Raw genomic sequence first — 24,858 nt, forward strand, 5'->3', positions numbered from 1 at the left:
CACGTGTGGCGGGTGTGACAGATGGGACTTGAGTTAAAAGAGACCACGTGTGAGACGACTGCGGCAAGTCGCGAGTCCGAGCTGTGACATGCGCGCGATCGGTGAGATACCGACATTTCCGACGACCTGGGGTTTTGTCCTCGTAGCGAGTGAGACCGCCGCCACAGTCGGTTCGCGACACGTGGCGCGCGGGACGTCGCCGAGCGGATAACGGTCACAGAGACAACGACACCCCGGCGAAGTGCCGGGGTGTCGGTGAAGGAGAAGTCGACCGGAGGTCAGATGACGGCGAGGCCGATCACCGGCACGATCGTGCAGGACACGACCTGCTCCTTGGTCTTGGTGGTCACGTTTCCGTGGATCGCGGAGATGACGCGGCCCTTGCCGGTCCGGGCAATGCCGGTGAAGGTGCCGGGGCCGTCCTTGACGTTGATCTTCGGGTTCCGCTTCAGCGTGGTGGTACCGGTGCGGCCGGTGTCGACGTTGAGCCAGCTCACGATCAGCGGCTTCGCCTTGTTGTCGATGGCGGGGCCGGTGCCGAGTGCGGTGTAGACGTAGCCGCCCTCGCCGCGCTTCGGGCCGGGTGCCGGTGCTTCCTGGGGGCCTGCGGTGACCAGGGCGCGGCCCAGCGAGCCGCCGCCGGGGATGCAGCCGAGACCGAAGGTCGGGTACAGGAATTCCTGGATCTTCGGAGCGTTGGGGCCCTTCGGGATCTCCGGATCGCCGGGCTTGGGCTCGGCGGCCAGCTGGCGTGCCGCGGCCTTGCGTCCGGGCTCACCGAGGAAGTCGGCGACCGAACGCCAGACCTTGGAGACCTCGGCGGGCATTCCCGGCGTGTTGGCGAAGGCTTCGGCCTGCTGGAGGAGCTGGGCGTTGACCTTGCCGTCGGGGCCGGGGGTGGCCACCGAGCCGATGATCGCCGGGGCGAACGCACCGAGCGAGTCCAGCACGCGCTGGTCGACCTTGGGAGCGGGCGCGGCGCCGGCGACCGCCGGGAGTGCGAGGCCGGCCACGGCAACGAGGGCCGAGGCGCTGAGGAACAGGCGGTTGCGCCGGGTCCGGTGCGGGCGAGAGGTGGTCGAACGCAACCTCGACGGCCGTGTGAAACGCACTGGTGGTGTCCTATCGGTCGTGGCGCTGCGTCGGCTGGGAGAACAAGCTTCGTGCGCCTCGTGGTCGTGTGGATCCTGGTCGTGGAAATTGCCCGGGGATTGACGGGTGTTCATCGATCTTCCCACCCCGGACGTCGCGGGTCATTCTAAGCCCCTCGATGTCTTCTGTGTCCAGGTAGTCCGGCGGGTTGCGACTGTGACGTATGTGGTTATTGATGCAATTGTTACAGAAGTGATCTTTCGGGCGGCAAATCGTGCGTCGCGACGCCACCTGGTTGGATATGGGGGTGGATGGGACAGGGACAGCGAGTCGCAAGGAGTCGGATGTGACCCAACTGCCGGGCGTGAACGAGCTGCAGGCCGAGAGTGGCGGCCGTCGGCGTGGGTGGTCGGGGATCGCCTCCCGGGCCGTCGCACTCACCGTCGGAGTGGGACTGGTCTTCACGACGGCGGTTGCCTGCGCCGACGAGTCGACGACAGGCGGACAGGTCACCCTGCTGACTCACGAGTCCTTCGAACTGCCCGAATCGGTCATCGACGGGTTCCGCCGGCAGACCGGGCTCACCCTCGAGATCGTGCGCTCGGGCGACGCCGGACAGCTGGCGTCGACCGTGTCGTTGACCCCCGGCGCACCCAAGGGTGATGCGGTCTACGGCATCGACAACACCTTCGCGTCCCGGCCGATCGAAGCGGGAGCCCTGGAGTCCTACGAGTCGCCGCTCGCCGTCGACGGGGCCGACGAGTACGCGGTGCCCGGTGCGGCCGACAAGCTGACCGCCGTCGACCGCGGCGACGTCTGCCTCAACATCGACGACGCCTGGTACGAATCACGATCGCTGACTCCACCGGCGAGCTTCCGCGACCTGGTCAAGCCGGAGTACGCGTCGCAAACGGTGCTGACCGATCCCGCGACCTCCTCACCCGGCACGGCCTTTCTGCTGACGACGGTCGGTGCCCTCGGCGACGGCTGGCAGGACTACTGGAAGCGGGTCGTCGGCGGTGGCGCGACCATCGTCTCCGGCTGGGAGGTCGCCTACAACCAGATGTTCAGCGCGGGGGAAGGGAAGGGTGACAAGCCGATCGTGCTGTCGTACGCGTCCTCGCCCGCCGCGACCCCCGACACCAGCGCCCTTCTCGACAGTTGCTTCCCGCAGGTCGAGTACATCGGCATCCTCAAGGGCACCCGCAACTCCACCGGTGCGCGCAAGCTCGTCGACTACATGCTGAGCCCGGAGGTGCAGTCCGCGCTGCCGGAGTCGATGTACGTGTACCCGGTGCAGCGCGACGTCGAACTGCCCGAGGGCTGGCCGGCCCGCGCGGCCGTGCCGGAGTGGATGTCCTCGCTGCCGCCCGCCACGATCGCGGAGAACCGCGAGAGCTGGCTCGATCAGTGGCGTGACGCTGTCGGCAGGTGACAACCCGGTGAGCCGGGCAGGGGCGCGGCCCGCGGGCCGGACGGCGACGGTCGCCGGCCGGGTGGCACTACGTCTGATCCCGGCTCTGTTCATCGCAGTCCTCTTCGCCTGGCCGGTGCTCGCTCTCGTCCGCCGCGCGGTGAACCTGGCCGCGGCGTCGGGGGAGCGACTCGGTGAACTCCTCACCCGCACAGACGCACTCGCGCTCCTGGGGGTGACCCTCGGGCAGGCGGCGGCCTCGACCGTGCTGGCGCTCGTCGCGGCCGCACCGATCGCGTGGCTGTACGCCCATGTCGGCGGGCGGGCCTCGGTCCTCCTCGCCGTCGTGGTGACGGTGCCGTTCGTGTTGCCGACGGTGGTCGTCGGCGTCGCCTTCCGGTCGCTGCTGACCGGCCCACTGTCCTTCCTGCACATCCAATCCGGTCTCGGTGCGGTGCTGGCCGCGCACGTGTTCATCAACGTCGCCGTCGTCGTCCGCGTGGTCGGCGCGGCATGGCGGAACCTCGACCCCCGGTTGCTCGAGGCGGCGCGCACCCTGGGCGCCGGGCGGCTGCGTGCGACGCTGACGGTGGTGATCCCTCGACTGCTGCCCGCCATCGCCGGTGCCGCCGCACTGATCTTCTTGTTCTGTTCCACCAGCTTCGGCGTCGTGATCATCCTCGGTGCGGGGGAGTTGCGCACCCTCGAGACCGAGATATACACCCAGGCAATCGGCTACTTCCGTATCCCCGAGGCGGTGGTGCTGTCGATGGTGCAGATCGTCGTCGTGTTCGCGGCGCTGATGCTCACCCGCGTGTTCGCCGACCCCGCCGGGACGGGTTCGGCCCGTGGCGGTGTCGAACGGCGTCGGCGTGATGCGGCATTCGTGCACGGGCGGTTCGTGCGCCCGGCGATGTGGCTGGTGAGCGTGTGGACGGTGGTGCTGCTCGTCGGGCCGGTCGTTGTTCTGATCGCGCGGTCGGTGCGGCCGACGGTCGGCGGGGAATGGACGCTCGCCGGGTATCGCGCCCTCGCCGAACCGGTCAACGGGGTCACGCCGCTGGAGAGTCTCGAGTACTCGCTGGTGTCGGCGGCGTTCGCGACCGTCATCGCGCTGGTGGTGGGCGTGCTCGCCGCCGTCGCGCTCCATCGCTCCCGCGGGGTGGTCGGCGCGATCGCCTCGGCCATCTCCCTGGTTCCGCTCGGGATCAGTGCTGTCACATTGGGATTCGGATACCTGATCGTGCTGGCGTCGATGCCCTATGCCATCGCGGCGTCGCCGGCGATCATCCCGTGCGTGCAGGCGCTGATCGCCATCCCGATGGTCATCCGCATCATGCTCCCCGCGCTGGAATCGGTACCGGTCCGGCTGCGGCAGGCCGCCGCGACGCTGGGCGCCCGGCCCGCCCGCGTGTTCGCGACCGTCGACCTGCCGATCGTCGGCCGTTCGATGGGTGCGGCCGCCGGTTTCGCCTTCGTGATGGCGCTCGGCGAGTTCGGGGCCAGCAGCTTCCTGGCCCGTGCCGACACGACGACCCTGCCGGTGCTGATCGGCTCTGCGCTCAACCGGCCGGGCGCCGCCAACCTCGCGACCGCGATGGCCGCGTCCGTGGTGCTGGTCGCCGCGACGACCCTCGCCATGCTGGTGGTCGAGGCGTTCCGTCCCCGATCGGAGGTGCCGCTGCTGTGAACGGAGAAGGCCCCGCGACGAGGTCCCATGCCCTCCTCGAGATCTCCGACCTCGCCGTCGCCTACGGCGGGCACACCGTGATCGACGGATTGTCCTGGCAGGTCGGGGGATCGGGGTCGCTGGTGACTGCCGTCCTCGGGCCGTCAGGGTGCGGAAAGTCGACGCTGCTCCGCGCCGTCGCCGGGCTGGAGCAGCCGACCCGCGGGGTCGTGCGCTTCGACGGTCAGGACCTCGCCGGGGTGGAGGTACACCGACGCGACTTCGGGGTGGTCTTCCAGGACGGACAGCTCTTCGGCGGACGCAGCGTGGCGTCGAACATCGGCTACGGACTGCGGATGCGGCGCTGGTCGCGTCGCCGGATTGCCGATCGCGTGACCGAGCTGCTCGACGTCGTCGGTCTCCCCGGCTTCGAGAAGCGTTCCGTCGACACCCTTTCCGGAGGGCAGGCGCAACGAGTCGCACTGGCGCGTGCGCTCGCTCCGCATCCGCGGCTACTCCTGCTCGACGAACCCCTGGCCGCACTCGACCGACGCCTGAGAGATGAGCTGGCGGTGGAGATCTCGGAGGTCGTGCGCGCGGCCGGCGTACCGACCGTCGTCGTCACCCACGATCACGCCGAGGCCGCGACCATGGCCGACGAGATCGCGGTCATGCGCGACGGCGCGATGGTGCAGGTCGCCACGCCCTCACAGCTGTGGCGACGTCCGCTGGACGAGTGGACGGCACAGTTCCTCGGCGTCACCACCGTCGTCGACGCGCAGGTGCGCGCCGGAATCGCCGACACCGTGCTCGGCGAGATCGCCCTCGACCTGCCCGACGGTTCGCGCCGGCTCGGACTCCGCCCGGAGTCGGTCGAGGTCGTGGGTCCGGCAGGCACGGACGATCCGGGCGGGAGCCTCGCGACGGTCGTGCTCGTCGCCGAACTTCCGGCCGGTCCACGCGTGCGCATCGAGACGGCGGTCGGCGAGATCGACGCCGTGGCAGACGAATCCGTTGCCATCGGCGACCGGGTGCGGATCCGCCTGGTACCCGAGCGGGTCGCGGTCATCGGGTGACGACGGCCGCCTGATGACGGATACCGCGCGACGCGACCTCCTGCTCCCACCTGGATTGATGGTGCTCGGCGCGACGTCGATGTATCTCGGTGCGGCGGTCGCCGTCGGCCTCTTCGACGACGTCGCTCCATCGGCGGTGGCGTGGCTGCGCATCGCCGGCGCCGCACTGGTGCTGCTGATCTGGGTCCGGCCGCCGCGGCAGGCGTGGCAGTGGTCCCGCCTGCGGCTTGCCGGGTGCTTCGGCCTGATCACCGCGGGAATGAACATCACCTTCTACGAGGCGCTGGCACACCTGCCGATGGGTACGACCGTCGCGCTGGAGTTCCTCGGCCCGATCACGGTGGCGGCCTTGGGTTCCCGCACCCGACGCGACATCGCGGCACTCGTGCTCGCGGGCCTCGGCGTCGTCCTCATCGCCGACGTCCGATGGTCGGGGACCGGCGTGGGAGTGCTGCTCGCGCTGGCCGCCGCTGCGTGCTGGGCCGGTTACATCGTGCTGGGGAAGCGGGTCGCGGCGCGCGGGGCGGGCGTCGAGGACCTCGCCACGGGCTTCGTGATCGCCGCACTCGTGACCTCGCCGCTGGCGTGGTGGGTGCTGGAGGCGGTAGACGGTCGGGGTTCTTCCGAGGCGGTGGGCGATGGGGTCTCTCCGGTCGCGCTGATCGGCCAGGGCCTGGTCCTGGGCGTGGCGTCGACCGCGATCCCGTACGCCCTCGACCAGGTCGTGCTGCGTCGCGTCGGGCGAGCGCGGTTCGCGATCCTGCTCGCGCTGCTCCCGGTGACGGCCGCGGTGATCGGCCTGATCGTCCTCGGTCAGGTTCCGCGGCCGCTGGAGGCCGTCGGGATCGCGGCAGTCGCGCTGGCGGTGGCGGTCCGATCGGTCGATGAGGACGAGATCCCGCCGAGCTGAGTGCTCAGGCGGCGAACGCTGGAAAAGACTGTAGCTGTCCTCTGGTTCGCTATCGCGGCGTGACCTCGTTTCGTTGTTTGAGGAGGACATCGAGGACCTCTCGGGCTACGCGGGTGCCGGATTCGATGGCACCGTCGAGGTAGCCCGGATGATCGACCGCACTTTCGGAGCCGGCCCAATGAATGCCGCCCACCGGCGTGAACGCCAGCGGCATGCCCGCGTCGGTGATGCCCGGTTCGGGAAGCGCCGTGTAGCCGCCGCCGACGTTGTCGTCGAGATGCCAGGCCTTCTCATGCCAGCTCACCGGCTTGAGGAGCTCGGCGCCAAGCTGCGAAACCAAAGGCCCGAGAACTGTTTCGCGCCGAGAGGTGGCATCGAGCTGGTCGAGTGCACGGGCGCGCGGGCCGGCTACCAGCATGCACAGGTGGCCGGGACCATCGGGCGGGCTGGTGTCGAATACGGCGATTCCGGGACTATCGAGGACCATAATCTGCGCGTTCGTTCCGTGGTCTCGCCAGAACGGCCGGTCGAAGACCGCGATCGCTTTGTAGACCGACCCCATATAGGTGGAGGTGGCGATGGCGATCAGATCGGTCGGGAGGGACGGCAGGAAGTTGATGCGATTCAGCAACGGTGGTGGAACCGTCACCACGACTTTGGCGGCCTGGATCGTGCCCGCGGTCGTGCTGAGAGTGATGCCGTCGGCGTCTCTTACGATCGAGGTGACCCTGTGCCCGAGACGAATTCGGGGGCCCATTTCGTCGGCTAAGCGATCGACGAGGGTGCCGACACCTTCGACCAGCAAACTCTCCTGCGCGCCGCCAGTGGTCGAGAGCATGGTACGTAGGCCGCCTTGCAAGCGGATCGCCTTCAGCATCGCCTTCACCGAGAACCTGTCGAGGTCGGCGGTCCACGATGTGAGAGCGATCAGCTCTAGAGCTCGTCGTGACGTGCGCCAGGGTACCTTGGCCAACCAGTCGGCGACGGTCTTAGCGGCCCACCTCTGGGGCGGATGGATGTGGGACAAGGCTTCCAGGCAGAGAAGAAGACCTGCGGTCGCCAGCATCGGCGGCGCACTCAGCGATACCCGGCGAGCGCCGTCGAGAATGGTTGGCATAGGTGTGGTGTGCATGCGAAACTGGGTGGCACCGAGCTCGGCGGCCAGCGAAGCGATGCGGTGATGGTCGTGACCGATCCACTGCCCGCCCAGATCCACGCGGGAGCCCAGTGCGGTGGTTTCGCTCATCGCCCGCCCGCCTGACCGGTCGGCGGCTTCGAGTACGAGCACATCAACACCTGCCAGGTGCAGCGCGCGGGCTGCTGTCAGTCCGGCCAGCCCTGCCCCGACCACAGCCACTGTGGCGGTCTGGGTTGGAATGGTGGGGCCTTCGGTATGTGTGGAATGTACGTCCATCGTTCTGCCTTTCCGGGCGGACGAGACCGCCCTGTTTAACTGAATGGTTGCTGTGTAGCAGTGCTGGGGTTCGCTGTTGGGGCGAGCAACAATCGGCGATAGCTGTCAGTCGTTGGCCACAGGGGCAGTGAGAGTGCTGGTGATCTCCATCGCAACGCGGTGGCCGGACTCGGCGGCACCGTCAATGTAACCAGGCCAGCGCGTTGCGGTTTCGGTGCCTGCCCAGTGCAGCGGGCCGATCGGGCGGCGTAGTGCGGGTCCGAACCGGGTCAGCGTGCCAGGTGTAGCGAACGCGCCGTAGCAGCCGCGGCTGTATTCTTCTTCGGCCCAGTCTTTTTCGATGTATTCGATGGCATTGCGTGCCCGTGGGCCAAAGTATCCCGCCAGATCTTCGAGCACCAGCGCGCGGCGGTCGGCCAAGGTCAACCGGGCGCTGGTGTCGGCGTGTCTGCCCTCCAGGAATCCGACGAGCACTCCGGGGCCACCCTTGGGAGGGGTGTTGTCGAAGACGGTACCCAGGGCTCGCTGGTCGCTGTTGGCCTGTCCGGACCAGCCTTCGCGCCGCCAGAACGGTTCGTCGTAGACGACGTTGACTTTGATGACTCTGCCCATCGGCATTCGCTGCATGAGCTGGTCACGTTCACCGGGCAGGCCAGGAGAGAATCGGATCCGAGCGGCCAGTGGGGGAGGCACCGCAATCACGGCCCGGCGCGCACGTACGGTCACACCGCGGGCTCGGACTCGCACTCCGGTGTCGTCCCAATCAATCTCGGTCACCGGGCTGTTGAGGAGGATTCGATTCCCGAGTTCCCGGGCCATGGCTAGTGCGATGGTCTGGCTGCCTCCGACGATCCGGTCCTGTTGGGCGCCCTGGGTGACGCTGATCAGCCTGTCGAGCCCGCCGGCGGCACCGACGTAGAAATTCGCCCACAGCGCTGACATGTCCTCTGGCTCGGTGGAGAACACGGCCTCGGTGATCAATCGGAAAAAGGCTCGCCCGTCGGCGGTGTGGGTGTGCTTACGCAGCCAGGTGTCGAAGGTCTGCGCGTCCAGGGCCTCTGCTAGCTTGTACTCCCACGGTGCGGTCCGGGCGACCTTGCGCGCCAACCGATCCAGCCGCAGCTGTGCCTGGGCGATGTCAAGAAGCGTCAGTGGGTTTACCCTCGGGAGGCGCCCTGTGAACTCGGAGCGGGATCGACCAATCTCGGCGATGTGCCGCCCGGCCGTGTGGGTGGGATAGGTCCGCAGACCAAGCTCTCTGATCAGCGTCATAGCTTGGTGCTGGGTCGGGCCGACCCACTGTCCGCCGACTTCGATCGGCGAACCATCGGGCAATTCGGCGTTGAGCAGCCGACCGCCCACCCGGTCCCGAGCCTCGACTGCCAGTACCTCAGAGCCGCTGCGCACCAGGTTGCGGGCGGCGACCAGGCCTGCGACTCCGGCGCCCACGATGACTACTTCCACTGATCTGTCCACGCAAGTCCACCCACATTCATCGTGGTTATCACATACACGCTGTATGTGATAACCATAGTATATGAAGTCTTTGCGGGACAAGCATGTCGAAGACACGCGGCAGGCACTGCTCGAGGCAGGGGCTCGCCTGTTCGAGAAACGGGAGTATGTGGATCTGTCGGCAGATGAACTGGCGCGCGCCGCCGGCCTGACCCGCGGCGCGCTCTATCACCACTTTGATGGCAAGAAGGGGCTGTTTGAGGCGGTCGTTGAGGATCTGGAACAAATAGCAGCGCAACGCATTCGGGCCGCCATGGAATCCTCCCTTGATCCACTCGAACGCGCCGAGCGCGCGATGGAAACTTTTCTCGACATCTGCACCGAACCCGCGTATCGCCATATAGTTCTGCTGCAGGGCCCGATCGCGCTTGGTTGGCGGCGCTGGCGTGAAGTCGACCAGCGCCACCTCGGCGAGCTCGTCCTCGAAAGCACCCAGCACCTGCTCGATGCCGGCCGCACTCAGCCGCACCCGCCTGAACTGCTCGCCAGCGCCTTCTACGGCGCCCTCACTGAAATGTCGCTCACAATAGCCGAATCCGACGATCTTGCCGCTGGCCGTGTTCAAGCCGCAGCGCTGGCCCGCGCTCTGCTCAGCGGGCTGCGCTCCAGCGCTGTACACCCCTGAACCACTAGCAAAGCCAGACTTAGGCCCATCAGTCTCAGGACTCGTAAGTGTCATTCTGATGTCGAATCTGGTTGATCTTCGGGGATGCGCACTGCTGGCGTCTACATGGCTTGGAGGTCATCGAAGTTCGGCGATTGAGGGTTCCAGGCGTACTGGACTCAATCCGGCAGGGTCTGTCTGCAGTGCTGTTCATCGAACACAGCAGACGGACCCTTGGCCGGAGCATCTCGCACACTTTAGATAGCTCTGTGTTGCCTTGGTTCTCAGCGTCGTCGCCGCGGCGACGAGTGAGAAGGGTGATTCCTGATCCGATAGCCGCCAGAATTGCACCGTCACCAAGCGTGAGAAGTCCGATGTTCATTACGGTTACGCCAGCTCCGCATCCGGAGTTGATATGCCCCTGTGCGTTGGCGTTTCCAGCTGAACCTGGTTGTCCGCCGGACTGGCCGGGGGTGTCTGGCGGGACGACCGTGCCGTCGGGTTACGAGTCGGTTCCACGGTTGTGATGCTCTGAGCATGAACTGTCCTCGGTATCTTCTAAGTGTTTGGGTCGGCAGTGCCCGATGGCGTCGACGAGTGGGCGGAGCGTAGGTCGCTACGAAGGCCGCTCGGCTGGATGCTGCGACGGCCCACGTGGTCATGGCCGATAGAACGGTTTCGCTGACCGTGGCCGCTCGTTCATAGCCTTGATCGCTGACGCCCTATATATTGTTAGCGCAGCAATCAGTTGGCGATCTAATTGCCTAACGTGGATGCGATCCGTCAGCGCGGCGGTAGTGGCTCCACTGTTGCCTAACGCTTGTCGCTATTCGTCTTAATTAAGTTGTCCCGCAGGTTTATTCGTCATCTATTCCGTTTTGGGAATCGCACAAAACGGAATCTTGTGTAGCTCGGCGCGAGATGGATACCTATCCAAAATGACCCGCCGTTCTGTTCAGTTAACATCTTCGAACTTTGAGTGGATCGTCAGTCACTTCTAGGGCTCGTGTCGACGGCGTACCGGGCTCCACGAGCATTATGTCAACCAATGCGACGCGCTTTGGCCTTCGATGTATGAACCGAAGTCGACGGGTGCGAGGTCGATCGGTGTGTGCGCGTTTCGTCAACAACTGTGCGCATGTGGACATGATTTCGAAATCGCTCTGGGTGAAGCTATGACCTAGCGCACACACTAAGAAGGAGATTGAAAGTGGCTTTACAAGCAGCAGTTCTCTGGGAAGCTGGCCAAGACTGGAAGATCGAGGACCTGGTTCTAGACGCCCCGAAGTACGGTGAAGTGAAGGTTGAGTTAGCAGCTGCTGGACTTTGCCATTCGGATGAGCATGTGCGGGACGGAAGTGTGCCAGTCGGACTACTTCCCTTTATCGGCGGTCACGAAGGAGCGGGCGTCGTAACGGAGATCGGACCCGGTGTCGCTTCTGTTGAGGTGGGCGATCATGTCGCGCTCGGCTTCATCCCGGCATGCGGCCGATGTCGTGCATGTGCAAACGGCCAATCCAGCATCTGTGATCTTGGTGCGCACCTCCTCAACGGCTATCAGATTAGCGACGGCACCGCTCGCCATCACGTGCGGGGTAAGGATGCCGGAATTCAGTGTCTTCTTGGCACTTTCGCGCCGCAGACCGTCGTAAACGAAGCCTCCTGTGTCAAGATCACCAACGACATTCCGCTTGACAAAGCTTCCCTTGTCGGCTGCGGTGTCACGACCGGCTGGGGCTCAGCTGTCTACGCGGCAGGTGTATCTGCGGGCGAGACCGTCGTGATTCTTGGCATGGGTGGTGTCGGATGTGGAGCTGTGCAAGGCGCAGCGCTAGCCGGTGCGCGCCACGTAGTTCTGATCGATCCGTCGCCGTTCAAGCGTGAGCAGGCCAAGACCTTCGGCGCGACGCATACCGCTGCGAGCATCGAGGAAGCGTTTTCTCTCGTCAACGACCTGACGTGGGGTGCTCTCGCCGACAAAGTTCTGATCACCGTCGGTGTTGCTAGTGGCGCAATCATTGCACAAGCGATGAGTCTGGTGGCCAAAGGTGGCACCTGCGTGAATGTTTCGGTCGGCGACGTTTCACAGACCGAAACGTCGCTGAGTCTTTTCGATCTCACCGCGCTGCGTAAGACCCTGAAGGGCGCATGGTTCGGCAACGCCAATATCCGCTTCGACATCCCGCATTTGTTACGTCTGTATATGGAGGGGCAGCTCAAGCTTGACGAGATGATCACTCGCACCTACACGCTCGACCAAATCAACGACGGCTACGCAGCGATGCGCAAGGCCGAAAATGTTCGTGGACTTGTTCTTTACTAGAGAGGCACTTCGTTTCATGACTGCAGTACACGAGGCAGCGACGTCTCTGCCTGAGAACACCGCAACCCAGCTCTTCATCGCAGGCAGCTGGCAGGCCGCCTCGGACGGCGGCACATTCGTCGATCTGAACCCTACGACGGGTCAGCCCCTCGCCGAGATTTCATGCGCCACAACGGTTGACGTCGACGCCGCAGTGCGGGCCGCTCGCGCGCAGTTGAACGGCGAGTGGGGATCCACCCCGGGTGTCGTGCGAGGCATACTGTTGAACCGTATCGCTGACCTTATCGAGCGTGACGGTGACCTACTTGCACGGCTCGAGGCGCACGACGTCGGAAAGCCTGTTGGGCAGCCGGCGATGCTTGATGTTCCCAATGCCGCCGCGACGTTCCGTCACTTTGCAGGCTGGGCCGATAAGATTCAGGGCGCTACGATTCCGACGGCCGGCTACTTCGGTCAGCCTACGCACTCGTATACCGTCCGGGAGCCCGTCGGAGTTATCGGTGCAATCGTTCCCTGGAACACGCCGCTGATGATCGCCGCCTGGAAACTGGCTCCCGCTCTGGCTGCGGGTAACACCCTTGTCGTCAAGCCGCCGGAGGACGCACCGCTGTCGATCCTGCATCTCGCGCGTCTCATCGACGAGGCAGGCGTACCCGCCGGCGTCGTCAACGTGGTGCCCGGCCTGGGCGAAGTTGCCGGTGACGCGCTCGTCGCGCACTCCGACGTTGACAAGATCAGTTTCACCGGCAGCCCGCGAGTGGGACGAATGATCGCCAAGAAGGCGGCGGATACCTTCAAACGGACGACGCTCGAACTCGGCGGCAAGTCCCCGCAGATCATCCTCGAAGACGCAAACCTGGAAGCAGCCATCAGTGGCACCGCGATGGGCTTGTTCTTCAACCAGGGGCAGGTGTGTGCAGCTGGAACCCGTGTGCTGGTGCACCGTTCGCTGTACTCGCAGGTCGTCGACGGACTGTCTGCTGCAGCGTCGGCTCAGGTGCTCGGTGACCCGTTTGATCCGAACACCACGATGGGTGCCCTGATCAACGCAAAGCAACGCGACAGCGTGCTCGGTTATATCCAGGCCGGCCGTGACGGCGGAGCCCGAGTCGCAGCTGGTGGCGGCCAGCGCCCCGGTGACGGCTTCTTTGTCGAACCGACAATCTTCGCCGATGCCCACAATGATATGAAGATCGCGCAGGAAGAGATCTTTGGCCCGGTCGGAACGGTGATTCCGTTCGACACAGCTGACGAGGCTATTGTCATCGCCAACGGCACTCCCTACGGTCTTGCTGCAAGCATCTGGACCCGGGACGTTTCGCGCGCACACTCGCTCGCCGCGCGTGTTCGATCGGGCGCAGTTTGGGTTAATGGCTGGGCTGCAATCGATCCCGCGCTCCCATGGGGAGGTATGAAGACAAGCGGCACGGGTCGTGAACTCGGTTGGGCGGGCATCGAAGCCAACACCGAAGAGAAGGTTGTCACGATCGTGCTGTAGTTCGGCTACGTGCTTGGAATCTGTTGGTTTCGGAGAATCCAATCCCGCTGTCCGTGGTGGGGAGGCATTTCTGACGGTACTCCCGTCCACGGGCAGTGGTGGTGCGAAGACACGACGATCGTTTCGGCAGACCATATTTGAGAGCGGTCGACAAGATCGTTCTGCCCGTGTTCCTGTACCCGGCCGGTTTGTAAAACCGCTTGCGTACGATTGTCATTCGGTCCATGACGGCACGAGCCGCCGTGGTTATCCGGTTTCCCAGTCCTCGTCTCTGCGGGCGCAGGGATCGGTCCGATCCGGCGGGCTGGGTGGAGCTACTGTGGACTTTGATGTGCTCGGGGTTGTTACCGAAGTCGTTGAGATATCTGCTGCTGGGCCGACTCCGATTCCGCACGATTGAACGAGTTGTGGTCCAGTGGTTTCACGAGAGTTTCGATATGTTCATGCAAATCGAATACCTCGTATTTGAGCGTCGACCAACGAGGAGCAAGGAACGCCAGTGTGATCCGGATCGAGTCGGCTGGGTCATTTAGGCGCGCGGTCGCAGCGCAGTGGCGGTCCTGCATGACCTAAGTCTTCCCTGGCGCCTCGTGCCCCAACGCTTCTGTTGCGTGCCACAGGCATCGCTTTCTGGGCGGACACTGCTGTAGTGCGAGCCTTGGCGGCAAGTATCGTGAGCGCCCGGAGTTGGCAAATCGATTCGACCTTTCCGTGTGCGGTATCTGCTCGGCGGAGGCGATACCGGCCTTTACTGCTTTCGTCGCACTCGGTAGGCGATCGTGCGAGATTTTCCGACTTGTCGGTGTATCCGTTGGTCCGATCGGGCAGGTCGACGACCCGGTTGCGGGGTCATCGGGCGACCGATTCAGCGCAGCTCCATAGAGGCAGGTTCCCGCGTTGCCGAAAAGGCTGCAGGTTGGCCGCATGAGTCAGCCCACGAGAGGGCCTGGACGAGAACTACGGTCCTGAATCGGAACTCCGGCCGATACGGGGTTCGTGGCATGAATCGAAGCCTTTCGGCGGGGGATTGATATTAGGCGTGAATGCGCGGGAGACCTTGGGGCAGATCAGCTGTCGATTGAAGCGGGTACAGTTCGCATGGTTTGGGGAGACCATTGGGTGGATGCGACGGTATTGGGGCGATGAGCGCAGCGACCGTATAGTTCTCGGCAAGGGCGAAGTCTGAATCGAACCGGAGTTTCCGGAGACTTTGATGTACCCCGAGTTTCGTGGAGTCGTCATATTTGACTTCAGGCTACGGGTTGACGTGTGAAGTGTACGTTCTCGAACTCGATCGGGGTCAGCATCCCGAGTGCACTGTGCCGGCGTTGGCGATTGTGGAAGATCTCGAGGTACTCGAACATGGCGTTGGCCAATTCGATCCTCGTTTTCCATCGTTTCCGATTCAAAAGTTCGGTTTGCATTCTGCCCCAGAAAGATTCGATCACTGCGTTGTCATAGCAATCGCCGATCGATCCCATCGACGGGACCAGCCCTGAGTCGTGCGCCCGGCGGGTGAATGCCCAGGACGTGAACTGCACTCCGTGGTCCGAGTGAATGAGTGTGCCGGGTGTTGGGCCTCGATTGGAAATGGCCATTCCTAGAGCGTTTGTCACCAATGTCGCTGTCTGCGAGCTGTCGATAGACCACCCGACGACTCGCCTCGAAAACGTATCCTTTGGCAACGGCGCAGTAAATTTTACCTTCACGGGTGGGATGTTCCGTGATATCCGTGACCCACAACTTATTCGGCTCGTCGCGGGTGAACTTACGGTCCACGAGATCGCTCGCGGTCGGAGTTTGATGCTTGGAACGCGCACGTTTGTTTCCCGGAAGTCCTTTCACACCAGCAGCTCTCATCAACATTTCGACATTGCCGTGTCCCACGGCAATGTCGTGACCAAGGGTGAGTTCAGCGTGGATGCGCCGCGCACCGTAGGTGCCATGCGAGGTGGTGTGAACCTCGGTGATCAGCTGCGTCAACCAGGCATGTCGCAGTGAGCGTTCCGAGGGTGGGCGATTGCGCCACTCGTAGAAACCGGACTCCGACACCTCCAGAATCCGACACGAAGTCTGTACCGGTAGTCCTTCTTTGGCCATCACTTCGATCGCTTCGAACCGCCTTTTGGGAGCACCACCGACTTCAGCAGTTCCGTGGAGCGTTTGGCGATGGCAAGCTCGGTCTCCAACTCGGCGATACGACGACGGGCGGCGGCGAGTTCGGCGCTCTCGATCGAGCTCTGCCCCGGCTTCTGTCCGGTATCGATGAGCTCCTGGTTACGCCAGTTGTAGATGGTTTGTTCGGTGACATCGAGACCTGCGGCGACCTCGGCGACCGTGCGTCCTGACTTCAACAGATCGAGGACTTTTCGGCGGAATTCGGGCGGATAACGTCGGGGCATCGTGGACCTTTCTCGGGTGCATCAATGCCTGAAGTAAAACAAACGAACTCCGGAAAACTCGGGGTACATCAAAGTCTCCGGACTCGCCGGTGCGATTCAGTCTTGGTTTCGTCCTGGCTCACAGAGAACGAAACTCCCGCGGTGACATGCCGTAGGTCTCCTTGAATAGTCTGGAGAAACTTGACGAGTCGACCAGTCCGTGGCGAGCGCAGATGGTTCCGATGGTGCTCGAACTGAGACGAGGATCCCTCAGATCTCTGTGACACCTTTCGAGTCGCCGGGATCTGATCCATCCCGCAACTGTGTGACCGTCAGACTCGAACAGTTTTTGCAGATATCGCGTCGAAATGTGCAACCGTGCAGCAATCGAAGCGGTGGTTAGCGTGGAATCGCCGAGTTCGGACTCGATCAATGATTTGGCGTGGATCACCAGCGTGGGTTCAGGTTCCAGGCGGGGTGATTCGTCATTCAATGCGGCGCACAGCAGGTCGAGGACCGCGTCCTCGACCTGCTGTGTGTTGGGGAGCGCGTCCTCGACGAGGCCTTTTCGCAGTCCGGCCAGTAACGGGGACACGAGTGCCCCGACACCTTGGCTGCCTCGAATCCGACGGGCGGTAACAGCGGACAAATCTTGTGAGCGGATTCGCAGTGAATCCCGTGGAAACATCACGACGAACATCGAGAAGTCGTCGTCGAAGTGTAGTTCGTACGGTTCCCCAGTGTCGTAGACAGCGAAGTCACCGGGCGCGAGGACCGCCTGCCGATGACGCTGGGCGATCACGCCATGTCCGCTGACCTGCATGCCTATTTTGATCAGGCCGGGGTCGTCGCGCTTGATCGTCGCGCGGGTACGCAGCACGTTAACTTCTGTGCCAGCGACCGCGCTAAGCTGCAACGATCCGAGGAACCCAGAAACGAGCGCACCTTTGAACGACGTTCGCTTGGTGGACACGGCGTCGAGTGGTACGAAGGCGGTCGAAATCGATTCCTGCCAATTCTCGAAGTTCTGTTCCACTAGGCTCATCTCAGTTTGTCGGACGGCGTTCACGTCGTGCTGGTTGGAGTCAGTCAGGGCTGTACTAGGCGACGTTGCCGCTGTGGCCCCTCACCGATTTTCGTGTGGCTGTGGGGATCGGCTATGTCAGCGGCAAGAGTTGGCGCGGGCTTCGGTGCATCTGTCCAGTATCTGGGGATGGCCACCAGGGGTTTGGTTGGACGTAGTTCTTACACGTCACGGCCTTCCTCCTATTACCGAATGTTCGGACGGTAAGCATTGTGCGCTCGAGTGGCGTGGTACGCAAGGCGTTCGGCCCCGAATCTCTGAAAGGCGGATGAAGCCCCTCATTTCCGAGTCCAGTAGGTAGCCATGCCGGGAGTTTAATGTTTTTGAACGACAGCTCGTTTCGACTCCGCCACTGCTCGTCAAGTGGAGTTTTCGACCGTGGGTAGACCGTCTTCTGTGAGTCTGACCTGCCAGGATGCCTAATCCCCGCAGCCCGGTGTTCGGGTTCCCGCACCCTGATGCCCCCTTGTCGAGCGGTGCGGGCGGCGGTGGCGATATCAGCGAGATGTCGATGCTACTTCGAACGAAGTCCGCTGCTGCGCATGACCCCAGAAGTGTTACATGGCAGTCTCTCTGGTTGTCTTCTGGTTCGTTGGGCGTCCTTGATCTCGCGTATTGAGGCTCAGGGAGCGAGTCCGCGCTTGTATCGAGCGGTATTCGGTCCGACCTCTATCACCTCATACTTACTTGTCGGCCAGCAAGTGATGTTGTAATATGGATTAGAAATGATGGTAAGCCCTCCCCATCACGAACCGAGGGCATGAAATTGAGGGAGCGCATGGCGCTGCAGTTCGGCTCGCTCGCTCTTGCCGAACAATTTGACGAGCAGGTCACAGTCATCACTATCAACCGACCCGAGCGTCATAATGCCGTCGACGTCACGACAGCCCGGGCGATGGAGGGAGCGATCGATTCATTCGAGGCGGAACCCCATTCGCGGGTCGCGATCCTTCGAGGTGTGGGTTCCTCGTTCTCCGCGGGGCAAGATCTGAAAGCCGCGGCTGTGGGCTGTCACCGAGCGGCGTGGCGTGTTGCCTCATGGGTGTACGGCATTCGAAGCCGCTCATCGCCGCAGCTCATCGCCGCGGTCGAAGGGCATGCGCTCGCAGGAGGTTTGGAGCTGTGCGTGGCGTGCGACCTGATCGTCGCGGGTGAGGACACCATGATGGGCATTCCTGAGGCTCCGAAGACGCTCGTGGCGGTGGGAGGTGGCTTGTTCCGACTCCCCTAAACGTATTCCCTACCACCTGGCGATGGAGCTGGCCCTGACCGGATTGGCGCGCCCCGGGTCATTCTTTGCGCAATGGGGATTGGTCAACTACGCGGTCGATCGCGATTTTGTCTTCTCCACTGCTGTCGAACTCGCTCGCAAGGTCACGGCCTCCGGTGCTCTTGCTGCTGGCACGAGGGTCGAAATCGTTCGTCGAGCCTACGACTGGCCGGAGGACGAAGCATGGCATGAGCGGCGTGTCTATGCCACCTGTCATCAGCTCGGAAGACACCCAAGAAGGTATTCGTGCCTTCCTTGAGGAACGCGCGCCCGTCTGGAAAGGACGCTGACAAACGTGACTCTTATTCCTACGCTCTCCTCCGACTTGCTGAGGGGCAAGGTAGCACTGGTCACCGGTGGCGCTCTAGGGATCGAACGAGCCACGGCGGAGACTTTGTCTGCAAACGGCGCGAAGGTGTGTGTTGCTGACGTCGATCCGTCGCGAGCAGAGGCAGTGAAGTTGGAGATTGGCGGTGAAACCTCTATCTTTGCAGGCGATCTCGTGAACCCTTCGGTCCCCGATGATCTGATAGGTCACGTCATCAACACTCACTGCCTCCTTGACATCATCGTCACCGGCGCCGGGCATTTTTGGGATTCGCCGGTTCAAAGGATGAGCGACGAGCAATTTCAGGCCATGCTCGATATTCATCTGATCGCGCCATTTCGTCTCCTGCGTGCCGCCGCCCCTTATCTGCGTGACGCCACTCATGATGCCGAAGGCTCGAAGTGCGCCCGTAAAGTCGTCAATGTATATTCTCTTGCAGCATTTTTCGGCAATGCAGGCGCCGGCAACTACGCAGCTGTGAAGGCTTGCTTGATCGGGCTGACCAAAACGCTCGCTACCGAGTGGGGTCGTTTAAATGTCACTGTCAATGCCGTAGCCTTCGGAATCATCCAGACGCGCTTCGGTGCACCTCAATCCGCCAACGAGACCGTGCACATTGGTGGCCGCGAGATTGCCGTAGAAGTGCCGGACAAGACCCCGGAGATGATGGGGTTCGCCGCAGCCGCTACCGGTGATGACCTCTACGCCTCTCGCTCTCTACCAGCTGCGGTCCGCGGGCGAACCGGAACCATTCAGGAAGCGGCCGACGCGATCCTCTGGCTGGCTTCCCCGTTATCGGACTACGTCACCGGGCAGGTCATCGCTGTCAGTGGTGGAACCCCGTGGCGGCATTGCTTGAGGGCGAGCGGAAACCTAACGCGTTCAAAAACTAGCCCTGAAGCTAATCCTTTGTGCTGGGCTCCAAAGGAGACTTCGTGACTACGAGTGGGAAGAGTGGTATTGCGTTCGCGCCCGCTGACAGGGGAGCGGTCTGCGCCATCGACGGCGATCGTGAATTGACATGGTCCGAACTCGACGACCTCACAAATCGTTTCTCGTCCTCACTCGAACGCCTCGGTGTGCGAGCCGGTGATGCTGTTGCCATCCGACTCCACACACGACTGGAGTGGCTTGTTGTTTCACTCGGTATTGCCAAAACAGGCGCGGTTGCAGTCGCGGTCAACTACGAGCTTTCCCCACCGGAAGCGACGTACATTCTCAAAGACTGTGGTGTCCGTGCAGCGATCGTCGACGATGGCGATCCTTCGCCCTTGGTAACCGCTTGGGAAGGACTGAATCTGGCTGCGATTGTCAGCCTCGATAAGCCTTGGGAGGGGACCCACTACTACCAGGACCTCCTCGATCAAGGCAGCCCCGAAACTCGGTCGGCGACTGACTTCGCGCCGATCATCATTTACTCCTCGGGGACAACCGGCTCCCCCAAGGGCACACCGCTGGGAGGATTCCAAAACACTCCGGACCCAACCACACTCGCTGAATACGGCCTTTCGGTGCACTTCGATGGCGCCGCGGCCGGACCAGACTGCTGCCTGCTGATGAACTTGCCCATGCATCGCGGCGCGGGACCTTCGTACACGCGATCAAGTCTTGTCTCCGGCGGCAAGGTGGTCTTTCAACGTCGATTTGATCCCAACGAAGTGCTGAGACTTATCGACCTACACAAGGTAACCCACTGGATCGCTGTGCCAACGATGCTGCAGCGAGTGCTCTATATCCCGAAAGAAGTGCGTGCAACCTTCGACACCTCGAGCATGAAGTTCATCATGGGAGGTGCTGCACCGTTTTCGCAGCAACTGAAGGAACAAGTCATCAACCAGTTCGGGGACGTACTCCACGAAATCTACGGTTGTACCGAAGCTGGAATGATGACGGGTGCAACGCCAGCGGATCTACGCGAGCGTCCTACTAGTAGTGGACGCCCATTCCGTCATGTTGATCTGATGATCGTCGACGCGGAAGGTACGGAACTGCCGCGGGGTACTACAGGTGAGATCGTGGCGCGGACTCCTACGGTGATCAGTGGGTATATCGGGCGGGCCCCCTTGGGACCGGGAAGCCTTCTTCCCGGCGGCTACTACCGTACTGGCGACGTGGGTCACCTCGACGAAGACGGTTACCTCTACATCTACGACCGAATCACCGACATGATGATTGCAGGTGGTGTGACCTTTTCCCCAGCCGAGATCGAAGCCGTCCTCGACAGCCACCCTGACGTGGCCCTTTCTGCCGTCGTCGGGGTACCGCACGTCGAATTGGGAGAGCAGCCAGTTGCGTTCATCCAGCGTCGATCGGGTTCATCTGTGACGGCAGAAGATCTCTTGAGCTTCTGTGACGGTCAGCTGGCGAAGTACAAGTGGCCTCGTGCATTCCACTTCACTGACCGAATCCCGGTCAGCGCAATGGGTAAACTACTCAAGCGCGCGATCCGCGAGGAAATCCAATGACGTCCCGCGACCTGTTCGGTGGTTTACCAGCAGGGTGCTCTGGTGACCGGCGCTGGTCAAGGTATCGGCCGTCAAATCGCCATCACCCTCGCCGGTTACGGCGTCAATGTTGTCGTCAATGACTTTGATATCGATCGTGCCGCGCACGTTGTGGATGAGATTTCCGCGGCAGGCGGAGTCCGAGAAAGTCGCAGCCAACGCACCACGGTCCGTGCGCGAGTCGAAAGCAATGATCCATCGGACCGCCACTGGTGCGGACTGGGTTGCGGAGGTGGTGGGACGCCAAAAACAAATCAATGTTCGTCGTGTTCGACAGTGACGACGCGAAAGAGGGTCCAGCGGCATTCGCTCAAAAGCGTGTTCCGGTCTGGACTTGCTACCGACGCAACGGCTTCGATCAATGTCGTGGAACTCTTGTGCCCCGGCGTGAATGATTCGCGCGTCCTTGCGCTCCACGCACCTACAACTTGAGGAAATTCACCTTGACCCACGCAGTCATCGTCGACGCCGTCCGCCTCGCATCCGGCAGAGGTAGGCCCGGCGGCGCGCTGTCGAGCACACCCCCCGTCGAATTACTCGCAACCGTTCTTCGCTCGATCGTCGAGCGAAATAGTCTCGATCCTGCGTTGGTGGACGACGTGATCGGAGGCTGTGTCTCCCAGGTCGGTGAACAGTCGCTAAACATATCCCGGAGGGCATTGCTGTCGGCCGGATTTCCGGAATCGGTGCCTGCCACAACCATTGACCGCCGGTGCGGATCCAGCCAGCAGGCAGCGCACTTCGCCGCGCAGGGAGTTATCGCCGGCGCATACGACATCGTCATCGCCTGCGGGGTCGAGTCGATGAGTCGCGTCCCTCTGGGTACCGCTACGCTCGGCAAAGACACCGAAGGGACCGGCATCGCTGGCCGCTACCCGGAGGGCCTTGTTAACCAAGGCATCGCAGCCGAGCTCATCGCTTCGAAGTGGAATCTCGACCGCGACGCTCTCGATACCTTCTCGGCACAGTCGCATCAGCGAGCCGCCGTCGCCAGGGCTGCGGGCGCATTCGACAAGGAAATCGTGCCGATAGCTGTGCGAGATACGCACGGACACATACGCGTACATCTCGCAGACGAGACAGTTCGTGCCACCACCACAGCAGTCGGACTCGCCAACCTGACATCGTCCTTGTACACCGATGACCTCGCTGCGATGTTTCCCAAGGCTCGATGGACCATTACCCCCGGCAACTCCTCACCCCTGACGGACGGCGCGGCAGCAGTTCTCATAATGAGTGAAGGTGTTGCGAACAAGCTGGGTTTGATGCCCCGTGCAAGATTCCACGCGTTCTCCGTCGTGGGCGATGATCCCGTCATGATGCTCACTGCGCCGATCCCGGCTACTCACAAAGTGCTTGCGCGCGCGGGGCTGACCATCGGGGACATCGACGTGTATGAAGTCAACGAGGCTTTCGCGCCGGTTCCGCTCGCGTGGGCACAAGAGTTCAATGCCGACCCCACGAAGCTTAATCCGCTCGGCGGATCGATCGCACTGGGACATGCTCTTGGTGCATCCGGCGCCCGGCTGCTGACTACCATGGTCAACCAGCTTGAATCCTCGGGCGGTCGCTACGGGCTGCAAACCATGTGCGAGGACGCAGGCCTGGCCAACGCCACCATCATCGAACGCCTCTAGCGAACATCCGAAGCGACAGCCCAATCTATTCGAAAGGAATCCACAATTATCGCTGACAGTGTCGTAGCTGGCGCTTCTGGACTAGGCGTCGCGACCACCAAAGCGCCAATCATCGATAGTGCTTAGATCGTCATCGATCGGGCATGCTCGTGGTAGGACCCCATTTGGTGAGCCACTCGCTATCAGAGAATCAATGCGTGTGAATACAGCTGGCAGCGTACTCATTTGGAGTTCGATACGCCAGCGATGAATGACGGTGCCGGTTGTTGTAATCCTCCTTCCAGTCCTCGATGACCACCCGAGCTTCGAGGAGGCTGTGGAATTCGTTCATGTTCAAGCATTCGTCCCGTACGCGGTTGTTGAACGACTCGATGTACCCGTTCTTCCACGGCTGACCAGGCGGAACGTAACCGATACCGACCTGACCCTCGCAGAACGTCCTCAGTGCCTCGGAGATGAACTCGGGCCCGTTGTCGCACCGCAGGACCTGCGGTGGGCCGCCCCAGAGCGCGAACGCCTTCGTCAACGCTGCGACGAGATCCTCTGCCGGGATGGATCGCTCGACAATGTTCAGTACGGACTGCCGGGTGTGTTCGTCGACCATCGACGCGACCAAAGAACTTCCGGCCCTCGGTGGTCGAGTCGAACTGAAAGTCGATCGCCCACAAAACCTTCGGTGCATCTGCCTCGGTGATCGGAGTAGTCGAGGCGCCGGCCCGTTTACGTATCTTGCGGACGTTCACCCGCAGTCCTTCCTCGCGCCAGAGTCGCTGAACCTTCTTCTTGTTAATCACCCAGCCCGCGGCACGCAAGTCCGCCCACGCCCGCCGGAACCCTTTTCGCTGGTTGGCTTTGGCCCAGTCCCGCAACCACTTCCGCAGATCGGCATCCGGATCGTCCGGGGTGTTTCTCGCAAGCTCTTTCCGTTGGGTCGATCGCGGTTGCCCGACGATTCTGCAGGCGAATCGCTGCGAGAGCCCCATTGTTTCCTGGAGCATGACGACAGCGTTTCGTTTGGCGGTCGGGCTCAGAATTTTCCCTTCGCGATCTCCTTGAGGGCAGCCTTTTCGAGCTCGGCTTCGGCGAGGAGCTTCTTGAGCAGGGCGTTCTCGTTCTTGAGTTCCTTGAACTCTTTGGCGTCGTCGGCTTTCATGCTGAACCGTGCCGGGTTTCTTGCCGCTCCTATGCTGGCGACATCTCCGGCTGGAGAATCGATAATTGAGAGTAATAGACGGCCTCGAACTCGTCCGGAGTGACATAGTCCAAGGTGCTGTGCAGACGGCGGGTATTGAACCAATCCACCCACTCCATCGTCGCGAATTCGATGTCGTCGATCGTCTTGATCGGGCCCTGCAGAAAGGGACTACTCTTGGAAACCGCTTCTGTCTTGAACAGTCCGATCGTCGACTCCGCGAGGGCATTGTCGTAGGCGTCGCCGACACTTCCAATTGAAGCTGCAATCCCTTCCAACACAAGCGTTTCCGCGAAGGAAATAGATGTATATTGGCTACCGGCATCGCTGTGATGGATCAACCCATCACCGACCCGATGTCCACCGTGATCGCGTCGCCACAACGCCATCTTCAAGGCCGTGGTGACCATGCCCGTGTCCTTCACTGTCGAGGCATGCCAGCCGACGATTGCCCGGGAGAAGCAGTCGATCACGAAAGCGACGTAGACGAACCCCGCCCACGTTCGGCAATAAGTGAAATCGGTAACCCATGTGCGGTTCGGAGCTTCAGCGGTGAAATCGCGATCGAGCAGGTCTGGTGCCCGCCGGCTGTCCTTGCCGCCTGGAATCGTGGTTCGGTGCTGTCTGCCTCTGACCACCCCGTTCAGTCCTTCGTCGCGCATCAAACGGTCGACGGTGCAGGCAGCGACGTGGTGGCCTTTGCGGCGCAGATAAGCCGTCATCTTTCGTCGGCCGTAGAGCCCTTCGGCAGTGCCGATCGTGGACCGCAGTTCCTTGGTGAGGTGGGCGTCGGTGATCGTCCTTGCAGATGGTGGTGAGGTTTTCCAGTTGCGGTATGTGCGTGGGGCGACCTGGATTCCTTGTGTGGTGAGCACTCGGCAGATCGACTCGACCCTGAAATTTTGTGCACGCATGTCGTCGATGAACTGGACTATCAGCGGCGGCGA

At 62.4% G+C, this 24,858-nt stretch carries 20 protein-coding genes and 2 pseudogenes; 13 read left to right on the top strand and 9 right to left on the bottom strand.

The genetic code is table 11. The annotated features are described in order from the left end of the window. Window positions 1–278: 278 nt before the first annotated feature. On the bottom strand, window positions 279–1,112 hold the full coding sequence (locus tag GOALK_RS03755) for an Rv1157c family protein (protein WP_006357462.1): 834 nt from the start codon (window positions 1,110–1,112) through the stop codon (window positions 279–281). A 326-nt stretch (window positions 1,113–1,438) separates the two neighbouring features. Here GOALK_RS03755 and GOALK_RS03760 point away from each other — a divergent pair, with 326 nt between their 5' ends. The 4 genes from GOALK_RS03760 to GOALK_RS03775 are packed head-to-tail and all read left to right on the top strand — an operon-like array spanning window position 1,439 to window position 6,161. Then, a complete protein-coding gene (locus GOALK_RS03760) occupies window positions 1,439–2,527 on the top strand; it encodes a thiamine ABC transporter substrate-binding protein (protein WP_085948628.1) in 1,089 nt (362 codons plus the stop codon). Window positions 2,528–2,534: 7 nt separating this feature from the next. Beyond that, window positions 2,535–4,196: an ABC transporter permease gene (locus GOALK_RS03765; RefSeq protein WP_006357464.1), complete on the top strand. Its 1,662-nt coding sequence runs from the start codon at window positions 2,535–2,537 to the stop codon at window positions 4,194–4,196. Next, window positions 4,193–5,251: an ABC transporter ATP-binding protein gene (locus GOALK_RS03770; RefSeq protein WP_006357465.1), complete on the top strand. Its 1,059-nt coding sequence runs from the start codon at window positions 4,193–4,195 to the stop codon at window positions 5,249–5,251. The genes GOALK_RS03765 and GOALK_RS03770 overlap by 4 nt, the downstream gene beginning before the upstream one ends. A 13-nt stretch (window positions 5,252–5,264) precedes the next feature. Next, a complete protein-coding gene (locus GOALK_RS03775) occupies window positions 5,265–6,161 on the top strand; it encodes an EamA family transporter (RefSeq protein ID WP_035751173.1) in 897 nt (298 codons plus the stop codon). 49 nt (window positions 6,162–6,210) lie between these two features. On the opposite strand, the gene GOALK_RS03780 is transcribed toward GOALK_RS03775, so the two are convergent. Together GOALK_RS03780 and GOALK_RS03785 are read right to left on the bottom strand one after the other, a co-directional pair. Continuing rightward, window positions 6,211–7,575, bottom strand: coding sequence for a flavin monoamine oxidase family protein (locus GOALK_RS03780; RefSeq protein WP_006357467.1), 1,365 nt, complete (start codon window positions 7,573–7,575; stop codon window positions 6,211–6,213). A 105-nt stretch (window positions 7,576–7,680) separates the two neighbouring features. Then, a complete protein-coding gene (locus GOALK_RS03785) occupies window positions 7,681–9,024 on the bottom strand; it encodes a flavin monoamine oxidase family protein (protein WP_006357468.1) in 1,344 nt (447 codons plus the stop codon). A gap of 88 nt (window positions 9,025–9,112) precedes the next feature. Between GOALK_RS03785 and GOALK_RS23295 the strand changes: the two genes are divergently transcribed. From GOALK_RS23295 to styD, 3 genes are all read left to right on the top strand, one after another. Beyond that, window positions 9,113–9,715: a TetR/AcrR family transcriptional regulator gene (locus tag GOALK_RS23295; RefSeq protein WP_081474308.1), complete on the top strand. Its 603-nt coding sequence runs from the start codon at window positions 9,113–9,115 to the stop codon at window positions 9,713–9,715. 1,189 nt (window positions 9,716–10,904) lie between these two features. Beyond that, window positions 10,905–12,017: an NDMA-dependent alcohol dehydrogenase gene (locus tag GOALK_RS03795; protein WP_040003972.1), complete on the top strand. Its 1,113-nt coding sequence runs from the start codon at window positions 10,905–10,907 to the stop codon at window positions 12,015–12,017. A 16-nt stretch (window positions 12,018–12,033) separates the two neighbouring features. Further along, window positions 12,034–13,515 (top strand): phenylacetaldehyde dehydrogenase StyD, encoded by a 1,482-nt coding sequence (styD, locus tag GOALK_RS03800; protein ID WP_040003978.1) that lies wholly within the window; start codon window positions 12,034–12,036, stop codon window positions 13,513–13,515. A 1,250-nt stretch (window positions 13,516–14,765) separates the two neighbouring features. On the opposite strand, the pseudogene GOALK_RS03810 reads toward styD, so the two are convergent. Continuing rightward, window positions 14,766–15,917: pseudogene (locus GOALK_RS03810) on the bottom strand (IS3 family transposase). A 118-nt stretch (window positions 15,918–16,035) separates the two neighbouring features. Further along, entirely contained in the window at window positions 16,036–16,941 is a 906-nt protein-coding gene (locus tag GOALK_RS03820; RefSeq protein WP_006357475.1) for an AraC-like ligand-binding domain-containing protein, read from the bottom strand. Between the two features lie 817 nt (window positions 16,942–17,758). On the opposite strand from GOALK_RS03820, the gene GOALK_RS24180 reads away from it, so the two are divergent. The 6 genes from GOALK_RS24180 to GOALK_RS03840 are packed head-to-tail and all read left to right on the top strand — an operon-like array spanning window position 17,759 to window position 22,719. Next, window positions 17,759–18,211, top strand: coding sequence for an enoyl-CoA hydratase-related protein (locus tag GOALK_RS24180; RefSeq protein WP_006357476.1), 453 nt, complete (start codon window positions 17,759–17,761; stop codon window positions 18,209–18,211). A gap of 22 nt (window positions 18,212–18,233) precedes the next feature. Beyond that, complete coding sequence (locus tag GOALK_RS24185) at window positions 18,234–18,509, top strand: Clp protease/crotonase-like domain-containing protein (protein ID WP_232283145.1); 276 nt, start codon at window positions 18,234–18,236, stop codon at window positions 18,507–18,509. 36 nt (window positions 18,510–18,545) lie between these two features. Continuing rightward, window positions 18,546–19,517, top strand: a complete 972-nt coding sequence (locus GOALK_RS03830; RefSeq protein WP_006357478.1) for an SDR family NAD(P)-dependent oxidoreductase — start codon at window positions 18,546–18,548, stop codon at window positions 19,515–19,517. Further along, the gene (locus GOALK_RS03835; protein ID WP_006357479.1) at window positions 19,514–21,043 is read left to right on the top strand and encodes a class I adenylate-forming enzyme family protein; all 1,530 of its coding nucleotides are present in this window, start codon (window positions 19,514–19,516) and stop codon (window positions 21,041–21,043) included. Before GOALK_RS03830 ends, GOALK_RS03835 begins: the two co-directional genes overlap by 4 nt. Window positions 21,044–21,085: 42 nt before the next feature. After that, window positions 21,086–21,514 carry an SDR family NAD(P)-dependent oxidoreductase gene (locus GOALK_RS24610; protein WP_373278704.1) on the top strand — a complete coding sequence of 143 codons (429 nt, stop codon included), beginning with the start codon at window positions 21,086–21,088 and terminating at the stop codon, window positions 21,512–21,514. 11 nt (window positions 21,515–21,525) lie between these two features. After that, window positions 21,526–22,719 (top strand): thiolase family protein, encoded by a 1,194-nt coding sequence (locus GOALK_RS03840; RefSeq protein WP_040003980.1) that lies wholly within the window; start codon window positions 21,526–21,528, stop codon window positions 22,717–22,719. A 190-nt stretch (window positions 22,720–22,909) separates the two neighbouring features. On the opposite strand, the gene GOALK_RS23305 is transcribed toward GOALK_RS03840, so the two are convergent. From GOALK_RS23305 to GOALK_RS03855, 4 genes and pseudogenes are all read right to left on the bottom strand, one after another. After that, window positions 22,910–23,401 (bottom strand): integrase core domain-containing protein, encoded by a 492-nt coding sequence (locus GOALK_RS23305; protein WP_081474309.1) that lies wholly within the window; start codon window positions 23,399–23,401, stop codon window positions 22,910–22,912. Between the two features lie 58 nt (window positions 23,402–23,459). Continuing rightward, window positions 23,460–23,717: pseudogene (locus tag GOALK_RS24615) on the bottom strand (IS3 family transposase); the annotation flags it as partial. Window positions 23,718–23,746: 29 nt separating this feature from the next. Continuing rightward, window positions 23,747–23,872: a hypothetical protein gene (locus tag GOALK_RS24470; protein ID WP_006357483.1), complete on the bottom strand. Its 126-nt coding sequence runs from the start codon at window positions 23,870–23,872 to the stop codon at window positions 23,747–23,749. A 29-nt stretch (window positions 23,873–23,901) separates the two neighbouring features. Continuing rightward, window positions 23,902–24,858 (bottom strand): IS3 family transposase (locus GOALK_RS03855; protein ID WP_006357484.1); only part of this gene is annotated, 957 nt, incomplete at its 5' end.

Source organism: Gordonia alkanivorans NBRC 16433 (genome assembly GCF_000225505.1).
Lineage (GTDB): Bacteria > Actinomycetota > Actinomycetes > Mycobacteriales > Mycobacteriaceae > Gordonia > Gordonia alkanivorans.

Coding starts and splice junctions, on each gene's coding strand:
- GOALK_RS24470 (WP_006357483.1), bottom strand. CDS start 23,872: ATGAAAGCCGACGACGCCAAAGAGTTCAAGGAACTCAAGAACGAGAAC.
- GOALK_RS24185 (WP_232283145.1), top strand. CDS start 18,234: ATGGAGCTGGCCCTGACCGGATTGGCGCGCCCCGGGTCATTCTTTGCG.
- GOALK_RS23305 (WP_081474309.1), bottom strand. CDS start 23,401: ATGCACCGAAGGTTTTGTGGGCGATCGACTTTCAGTTCGACTCGACCA.
- styD (WP_040003978.1), top strand. CDS start 12,034: ATGACTGCAGTACACGAGGCAGCGACGTCTCTGCCTGAGAACACCGCA.
- GOALK_RS03820 (WP_006357475.1), bottom strand. CDS start 16,941: ATGAGCCTAGTGGAACAGAACTTCGAGAATTGGCAGGAATCGATTTCG.
- GOALK_RS03780 (WP_006357467.1), bottom strand. CDS start 7,575: ATGGACGTACATTCCACACATACCGAAGGCCCCACCATTCCAACCCAG.
- GOALK_RS03775 (WP_035751173.1), top strand. CDS start 5,265: ATGACGGATACCGCGCGACGCGACCTCCTGCTCCCACCTGGATTGATG.
- GOALK_RS23295 (WP_081474308.1), top strand. CDS start 9,113: ATGAAGTCTTTGCGGGACAAGCATGTCGAAGACACGCGGCAGGCACTG.
- GOALK_RS24180 (WP_006357476.1), top strand. CDS start 17,759: ATGGCGCTGCAGTTCGGCTCGCTCGCTCTTGCCGAACAATTTGACGAG.